Consider the following 6,306-nt stretch of genomic DNA (forward strand, 5'->3'; position numbering starts at 1 on the left):
TGGTCCGGTGGATCAGCGTCCGCGCGGGGCGTACATGATCACGGCCGTGCCGCCGAGGCAGACGAGGGCTCCGACGACGTCCCAGCGGTCGGGGCGGTAGCCGTCGGCGACGACGCCCCAGAGGAGGGATCCGGCGACGAAGACCCCGCCGTAGGCGGCGAGGACACGGGCGAAGTCGCCCTGCGGCTGGAGGGTGGCGACGAAGCCGTAGAGGCCGAGGGCGATCACTCCGGCGCCGATCCAGGCCCAGCCCTTGTGCTCGCGGACGCCCTGCCAGACGAGCCAGGCGCCGCCGATCTCCAGGAGGGCGGCGAGGGTGAACAGTGCGGCGGAGCGTGCGATCAGCATGGCCGGAAGCGTACGAGGGAACGCGCGGGCAGATGGGGGTACGGCCCGCCCTCATTCGTGTGATGGTCCGATCGGCCGTGGGCGCCGGTGGCTAGCCTCCGCGCGAGGAGGTGGTGGCGGTGCGCCGTGGTGCCGTACGGAGTGTGGTGGTGGCGGGGTTGCTGGCGCTGGGTGCGGGTGCGGGGGCGCCGCCCGGGTGGGCCTCGGCGCCGGCCGGGCCCGAGGCCGAGGCCGAGGCCGACGTGGCGTACCACGGCCGGGTGCACCTGTCGGGGGCGCGGCTGCGGATCTGGCTGGTCCCGGAGAACGACGGGCCGACGGCGCTGGCGAACGCGACGTTGCGGGTGCGGCTGTCGGCCGAGCTCGCGGACCGGCAGCAGCTGGCGGAGGGCTGCGCGCGGGCGGGTGTGCGCGAGGTGGTGTGCGAGACGGGCCCGCTGCCGCTGCACGGGCGTGGCCGACACATCGGGCTTGCGCTGGCGCTGCGGGAGCGGGTGCCGGAGGTGGTGGTGCGGGTCGACACGTGGTGGAACGGCGGGGCGACGGACCGGAACCACGTGAACAACGAGCACGTGGTGCTGGCGCTGGACACGGGTGACGCCTACGCCTTCTAGGCCGGGTCAGGCGGTGCCGAATTCGACGAGGGCGTCCTCGACGATCCGTTCCAGGCGGGCGTGGTGGGCACCGCGCCAGTAGACGCGCTCGCATGCGGAGCACTGCGCGAACACGTCGTAGGAGCGGTGCGTGCCGTGTTCGAGGCGGTCGCCGACGCTCTCCTTGTCGGCCTCGTGGAGCGGGCCGTTGCAGGCGGTGCAGCGGGTCCACGGGGCGAGGGCGGGCGCGAACCGGCTGAGGACGTCGCGCAGTTGTTCGTCCGGGTTGTCGCTGTAGACGTACGCGCCGGCGAACAGCTCGCGGCGGCGCAGCAGTCCGCGGTCGCGGGAGAGCAGGACGCGCTGCTCGGCGGCGGAGCGCGTGGCGAGGGCGGGGTCGCCGATGTCCTCGTTCTCGTAGGCGGCGTCGACGCCGAGCAGGCGCAGGCGGCGGGCGAGGGTGCCGAGGTGGACGTCGAGGAGGAAGCGGAGCGGGGCGCCGGGGATTCGTTGGGGGCGTTCGACCCCGAACACCTCGACGTCCTGACCGTCTTGGGGGACGTAGGAGACGGGCACCTCGCGGCCGTCGACGAGGAGGCGGCCGACTTCGGTGAGCGGGACGCCGGCCGATTCGACGACGTGGCCGAGGCTGGAGGCGCCGTCGGTCGTGGTCGGTACGCGGTCGGCGCGCCGGCTGGGCGGGGCGAAGAGGCGCAGTTCGGGGGCGAGGGTGAGCTGAATGCCGGGTCCGTTCACCCTGCCAGCATGCCATTGCCGGGGCGGTGGTCGCGGCTGAATTTACGAGGTCCCGGTGGCCTGGTCGTACGTGTCGCGATGGGCGCTGACCTCGTCGAAGTGGTTCTCGGCCCAGAGCTTCACGGAGGAGAGGAGGCAGCTGAGGCTGCCGCCGAGGTCGGTGAGCCGGTAGTCGACGCGGACGGGGACGGTGGGGGTGACGGTGCGGTCGACGAGGCCGTCGCGTTCGAGGGAGCGCAGGGTCTGGGTGAGCATCTTCTGGCTGACGCCGGGGATCTTGCGGCCGAGGTCGCTGTAGCGCAGGGACCGGTCTTCGGCCTCGGCGAGGGCGCTGACGATGAGGCCGACCCACTTGTCGCTGATGCGGGCCAGGAGCTGGCCGGTGGGGCACTCCTTGAGGAAGGCGTCGTAGCCGGCGCGGGCTTCCGAGCGTCGGGCTGCGGCGGTGCTGGTGGCCATGGGTCCCCCACTTCCGGGTCGTGGCCGACCCGGTCACTTCCGGGTCGGGTACGCACTTTGGAGTGCGTACTTACGGAAAGAGAGTACCTCTCCCTAGGTTAGTGCTCATCAGGAACGCGGCAACGCGGCAATGCGGCAACGCGGCGACGAACTGCACGACGTGCAAGGGGAGATGGCGACATGAGCGACGAGCGGACGATGCTGGCGGTCGTGGTGAACGAGTTCGGCGGGCCGGAGCGGGTCGAGCTGGCCGAGGTACCGGTGCCGCGGCCGGCGGCGGGCCAGGTCCGGGTCCGGGTCCGGGCCGCCGGGGTCAACCCGGTGGACGGAGCGGTCCGCGCCGGTGTCTTCGGCGGCGCCGGGCAGCGGCTCGGCCTCGGCTGGGAGGTGGCCGGGGAGATCGACGAGGTGGGCGCGGACGTGACCGGCCACAGCCGCGGCGACCGGGTGGTGGGGCTGCACTACGGGGCGGTGAAGCCGCTCGGCACGCACGCGGAGTACGCGGTGCTCGACGCCTCCGCCGTGGTGGCCGCGCCGACGACCGTGGACGCCGTGGCGGCGGCGGGGCTGCCGCTGGCCGGGCTCACCGCGGCCCGCGCGGTGGACCTGCTGGGGCTCGCCCCCGGCGCCTCGGTGCTCGTCACCGGCGCGGCGGGCGTGGTCGGCGGGCTCGCGGTGCAGCTCGCGGCGCGGGCCGGACTGGTGGTGACGGCCCTGGCGGGCGAGGGGGACGAGACGTTCGTACGGTCCCTGGGCGCGGCCGGCTTCGTCCCGCGCGGCGCGGCTCCGGCCGGCCCGGTGGACGGGGTCCTGGACACGGCCGTACTGGGGGAGCCCGCGCTGGGCTTCGTCCGCGACGGCGGGGTCTACGTCGGCGTGATCCCGGGCGCGGCCCCGGCCGCGGAGCGCGGGATCCGGGTCGAGGAGCAGGAGGTCGCGGCCGACGGGGAGCACCTGGCCCGCCTGGTGGCCCTGGTGGACGCGGGTGAGCTCACGCTCCGGGTCGCGGACACCTTCCCGCTGGCCGACGCGCCGAAGGCGCACGACCGCCTCGCCACCGCGGGGGTCCGCGGCCGCATCATCCTGACGGCGTGATCCCGGCCTGCGGCGTCCCGGCCTACGGCGTGGTTCCGGGCCGTGTGGTTCCGGCCGGCGGCGTGGGCCCGGTCTGCGGTGTGGGCCTGGCCTGCGGCGTGGGCCCGGTCCGCGGTGTGGTTCCGGGCCGCCGCCCCACCCGGTAGCGCCAGTCGAGGCTCGGGTGGGGCACGCCGGGCGGGTACTCGAAGTCGACCTCTCCCAGGTTCTCGAACCCCGCCCGCCGACAGACCGCGTTCGACGCCGGGTGGTCCGTCCCCGGGAAGGCGTGGACGCTGTCGCGGGTGCCGTGGACGCGGACGTAGGCCAGCAGTTCCGTGAGTGCCGCCACCGCCAGCCCCCGGCCCTGGAACTCGGGCAGCACGCCCCAGCCGGCCTCGTAGACCGGCTCGCCGCGCCACTCGCGCTCCCAGAAGCCGACGGAGCCGACGCTCTCGCCGGACGGTTCCAGTACGACCCGGAACATCCGCCCGGCGGACGGCTCCCGCGCGCTCAGGGCCTCGTACCGCCGCTGCCGGTCGACGAGCTTCTCCGGGGTCTCCGGCCCGCCGAGGTGCTCGGTCATCGCGGGTTCGTTCTTGCGCTCCAGCAGCCAGAAGTCCCCGTCAGCCCACGGCTCCAGCCGCACCCGTGTCTCCATGGGGACCCACGGTATGCGGCCGGGGCGTGCGGCGGCCGGGAGTTGGCCGTGCGCAGGGACGTGGCGGCGACCCCGTGCGGGCTGCCCTTCGTGCGTCCACGTATCCGTATCCGCACCGGGAGGCGGCGGGCGGCCCGCCGGGCCCCGTCAGCTTCGCTGGAAGAACTCCACCTCCGACAGGGCGAGATGACGGTCCGGAGCCGACCCGGCGGGCGCGTCGAGGGTCAGGCGGATCGTGGCGGCGTCGCTGATGCCGGTGGGGAAGGTCTGGGGGCCGGGCTTGTCGCTCAGGGCGAGCTTCTTGTGGACCCTCCGGCCGTCCTTCGACGTCACCTCCATGTCGATCTGGAGCGCGCGGGCCTGCTTCGCGTACTCCTCGGGCGAGGGGGAGGCGCCGTTCGTGACGATCACGGCGACCAGGCGGAAGGGCTTGGCGAAGGTGTAGGTCACCGAGGCGCCGGGGGCGGGCGCGCCCCAGTAGCGGTTGCTGAGCCCGTCCGTGCTGTTGCCCACCGGATGCCCTGGGACCTCGGCGCTCGCCTCGACGCGGGTGGCGGTCACCGCCTTGGCCTTGCCGAGCTTGTCCCGGGTGTCCTCGATCAGGTGGCGTCCGGCCGGCAGCAGCAGGAAGCCGCCCGCGCACAGGGCCAGTACGACGGCCAGGACCACCAGGAAGCGCACCATGCGGCCCGAGCCGGCGCGGGTGCGGCGGCGCAGCGGCCAGATCGTCCGCCACCAGGGGAGCGGCGGCGGTGCGGTGCTGGGCGTGAGCGGAGCCGCGCAACGGCGGCAGAAGCGGCGGTCCGGGGGATTGGGCGTGCCGCAGGAGGGGCACGGCACGCCGGCGACGTCGTCGCTCACCGGGGCGGGCCGCACGACGGGGCGCGGCGCGACCGCCCTCGCGGGCTGCACGGGCTGCGGGGACGCTGCCGGTGCCTGCGGCGCGACGGGCTGGGGCGCGGCGGGTCGCCTGGCGGCGGGCGAAGCGGTGGCCCGGCTCTCGGGCAGGCCGGGGGCTGCCCCGGTGGGCACGGCCGGACCGGACCCGGCGCCGGCGGGCGCGGACGGGGCCGACTCAGCGCGCGCGGGCGCGGCCGGTCCGGACTCTGCCCTGGCGGGCGCGGCCGGGCGGGACCCCGGGGCGGCGGGCACGCCCGGGTTGGACCGCCTACGCAGCCAGGGCAGCCACCGACCCGCCCCGGCGGGTGCGGCCGGAGCCGCCTCGGCCCCGGTGGGCGCGGGCGGGGTGGACTCCGGTGCGGGGGGAGTGGATTGGGCGGACCGTCCGCGCTGCCAGGGCCACCGCCGGGCCGTCCCGGTGGGCGCCCGCCGGTCTGCGTCGGCCGCCGCGGACGGGGCGGCCTGCGCCCCGGCTCCGGTGCGGGCGGCCGGGCCGGACTCTGCCGTGGAGGACACGGGCGCGCCGGGCTCGGTGGCGGAGGCAGTCGGGTGGGGCTCCGCCCCGGAAGGGGCGGGCGTGGACCTGTTGCGCGGCCCGGCGGGGGCCTGCCGGTCCGCGTCGGCCGCTCCGGACGGGGCGGCCTGCGCGCGGGCGGGCGCGGCGGACGCCGCCCGGGTGGGCGCGGGAGAGTCGAACTCCGCCCTGGCGGGCGGGTGCGGGACCGGCTCGGCGCCGGTGGAGGCGGGCGGGCCGTACTCGGCCCCGGTAGGCGCCTGCCGGTCTGCGGCGGCTGCTGCGGACGGGGCGGCCTGCGCGCGGGCGGGCAGGGGCGGGCCGAACTCCGCTCCGGCGGGCGGGGACGGGACCGGATCAGTGCCGGTGGGGGCGGGCGGGCCGTACTCGGCCCCGGCAGGTGCGGGCGGGGCGGAGCCGTTGCGCGGCCCGGCGGGAGCCTGTCGGTCCGCGTCGGTCGCTGCGGGCGGGGTGGTCTGGGCGCGGGTGGGCGTGGACGGACCGGCCTCCGGCCCGGCGGGCGCCGGTGCGCCGGATCCGTTGTGCGGCCTGGTGGGCGCCTGCCGGTCTGCGGCGGCCGCCGAGGGTGGGGTGGCTTGCGTGCCGGCAGGTGCGGGCGGGACGTACTCGGCCCCGGTGGGTGCGGGCGGGGTGGATTCGTTGTGCGGGCTGGTGGGGGCTCGCCGGTCTGCGGCGGCTGTTGCGGGCGGGGTGGTCTGGGCGCGGGCGGGCGCGGGTGGGGGCGGCTCGGCACCGGCCGGTGTGGCTGGGCTGGACTCGGCTCCGGCGGGGGCGGTCGGGTGGGGCTCCGAGGTAGGGGGTGTGGGCGAGGTGGACCCGCTGCGGGGCCAGGGCAGGCGTCGATCCGTGCCGGCGAGGGCAGCGTTGCGCTCCTCCCCGGCGGGCGGGGTGGACCCGTCGTGCGGGCCGGTGGGGGGCCGTCGGTCCGCGTCGGCCGTCGTGGGTGGGGGCGGTGGGGTGGGCTCCGCCCCGGTGGGGAC

At 76.8% G+C, this 6,306-nt stretch carries 7 protein-coding genes; 2 read left to right on the top strand and 5 right to left on the bottom strand.

Annotated features, from left to right (window positions below; translation table 11 throughout):
• Nucleotides 1-12: 12 nt before the first annotated feature.
• Nucleotides 13-348: a YnfA family protein gene (locus tag IF88_RS0133775; RefSeq protein ID WP_030721387.1), complete on the bottom strand. Its 336-nt coding sequence runs from the start codon at nucleotides 346-348 to the stop codon at nucleotides 13-15.
• 119 nt (nucleotides 349-467) lie between these two features.
• On the opposite strand from IF88_RS0133775, the gene IF88_RS0133780 reads away from it, so the two are divergent.
• Complete coding sequence (locus tag IF88_RS0133780) at nucleotides 468-962, top strand: hypothetical protein (protein ID WP_234323792.1); 495 nt, start codon at nucleotides 468-470, stop codon at nucleotides 960-962.
• Nucleotides 963-968: 6 nt separating this feature from the next.
• On the opposite strand, the gene IF88_RS0133785 is transcribed toward IF88_RS0133780, so the two are convergent.
• Together IF88_RS0133785 and IF88_RS0133790 are read right to left on the bottom strand one after the other, a co-directional pair.
• Nucleotides 969-1,697: a Mut7-C RNAse domain-containing protein gene (locus tag IF88_RS0133785; RefSeq protein ID WP_030721391.1), complete on the bottom strand. Its 729-nt coding sequence runs from the start codon at nucleotides 1,695-1,697 to the stop codon at nucleotides 969-971.
• A gap of 42 nt (nucleotides 1,698-1,739) precedes the next feature.
• A complete protein-coding gene (locus tag IF88_RS0133790; protein ID WP_030721394.1) occupies nucleotides 1,740-2,156 on the bottom strand; it encodes a winged helix-turn-helix transcriptional regulator in 417 nt (138 codons plus the stop codon).
• A gap of 198 nt (nucleotides 2,157-2,354) precedes the next feature.
• On the opposite strand from IF88_RS0133790, the gene IF88_RS0133795 reads away from it, so the two are divergent.
• Nucleotides 2,355-3,251: an NADP-dependent oxidoreductase gene (locus IF88_RS0133795; protein WP_030721401.1), complete on the top strand. Its 897-nt coding sequence runs from the start codon at nucleotides 2,355-2,357 to the stop codon at nucleotides 3,249-3,251.
• A 22-nt stretch (nucleotides 3,252-3,273) separates the two neighbouring features.
• Here the strand turns inward: IF88_RS0133795 and IF88_RS0133800 are convergent, their stop codons facing one another.
• Both IF88_RS0133800 and IF88_RS48590 read right to left on the bottom strand, forming a co-directional pair.
• Nucleotides 3,274-3,891, bottom strand: coding sequence for a GNAT family N-acetyltransferase (locus IF88_RS0133800; RefSeq protein ID WP_078893307.1), 618 nt, complete (start codon nucleotides 3,889-3,891; stop codon nucleotides 3,274-3,276).
• Nucleotides 3,892-4,038: 147 nt separating this feature from the next.
• The coding region (locus IF88_RS48590) for an NADase-type glycan-binding domain-containing protein (RefSeq protein WP_234323793.1) at nucleotides 4,039-6,306 on the bottom strand (2,268 nt) is incomplete at its 5' end.

The organism is Streptomyces sp. NRRL F-2580 (genome assembly GCF_000720115.1).
Classification (GTDB): domain Bacteria; phylum Actinomycetota; class Actinomycetes; order Streptomycetales; family Streptomycetaceae; genus Streptomyces.

Coding starts and splice junctions, on each gene's coding strand:
- IF88_RS0133775 (WP_030721387.1), bottom strand. CDS start 348: ATGCTGATCGCACGCTCCGCCGCACTGTTCACCCTCGCCGCCCTCCTG.
- IF88_RS0133790 (WP_030721394.1), bottom strand. CDS start 2,156: ATGGCCACCAGCACCGCCGCAGCCCGACGCTCGGAAGCCCGCGCCGGC.
- IF88_RS0133795 (WP_030721401.1), top strand. CDS start 2,355: ATGCTGGCGGTCGTGGTGAACGAGTTCGGCGGGCCGGAGCGGGTCGAG.
- IF88_RS0133800 (WP_078893307.1), bottom strand. CDS start 3,891: ATGGAGACACGGGTGCGGCTGGAGCCGTGGGCTGACGGGGACTTCTGG.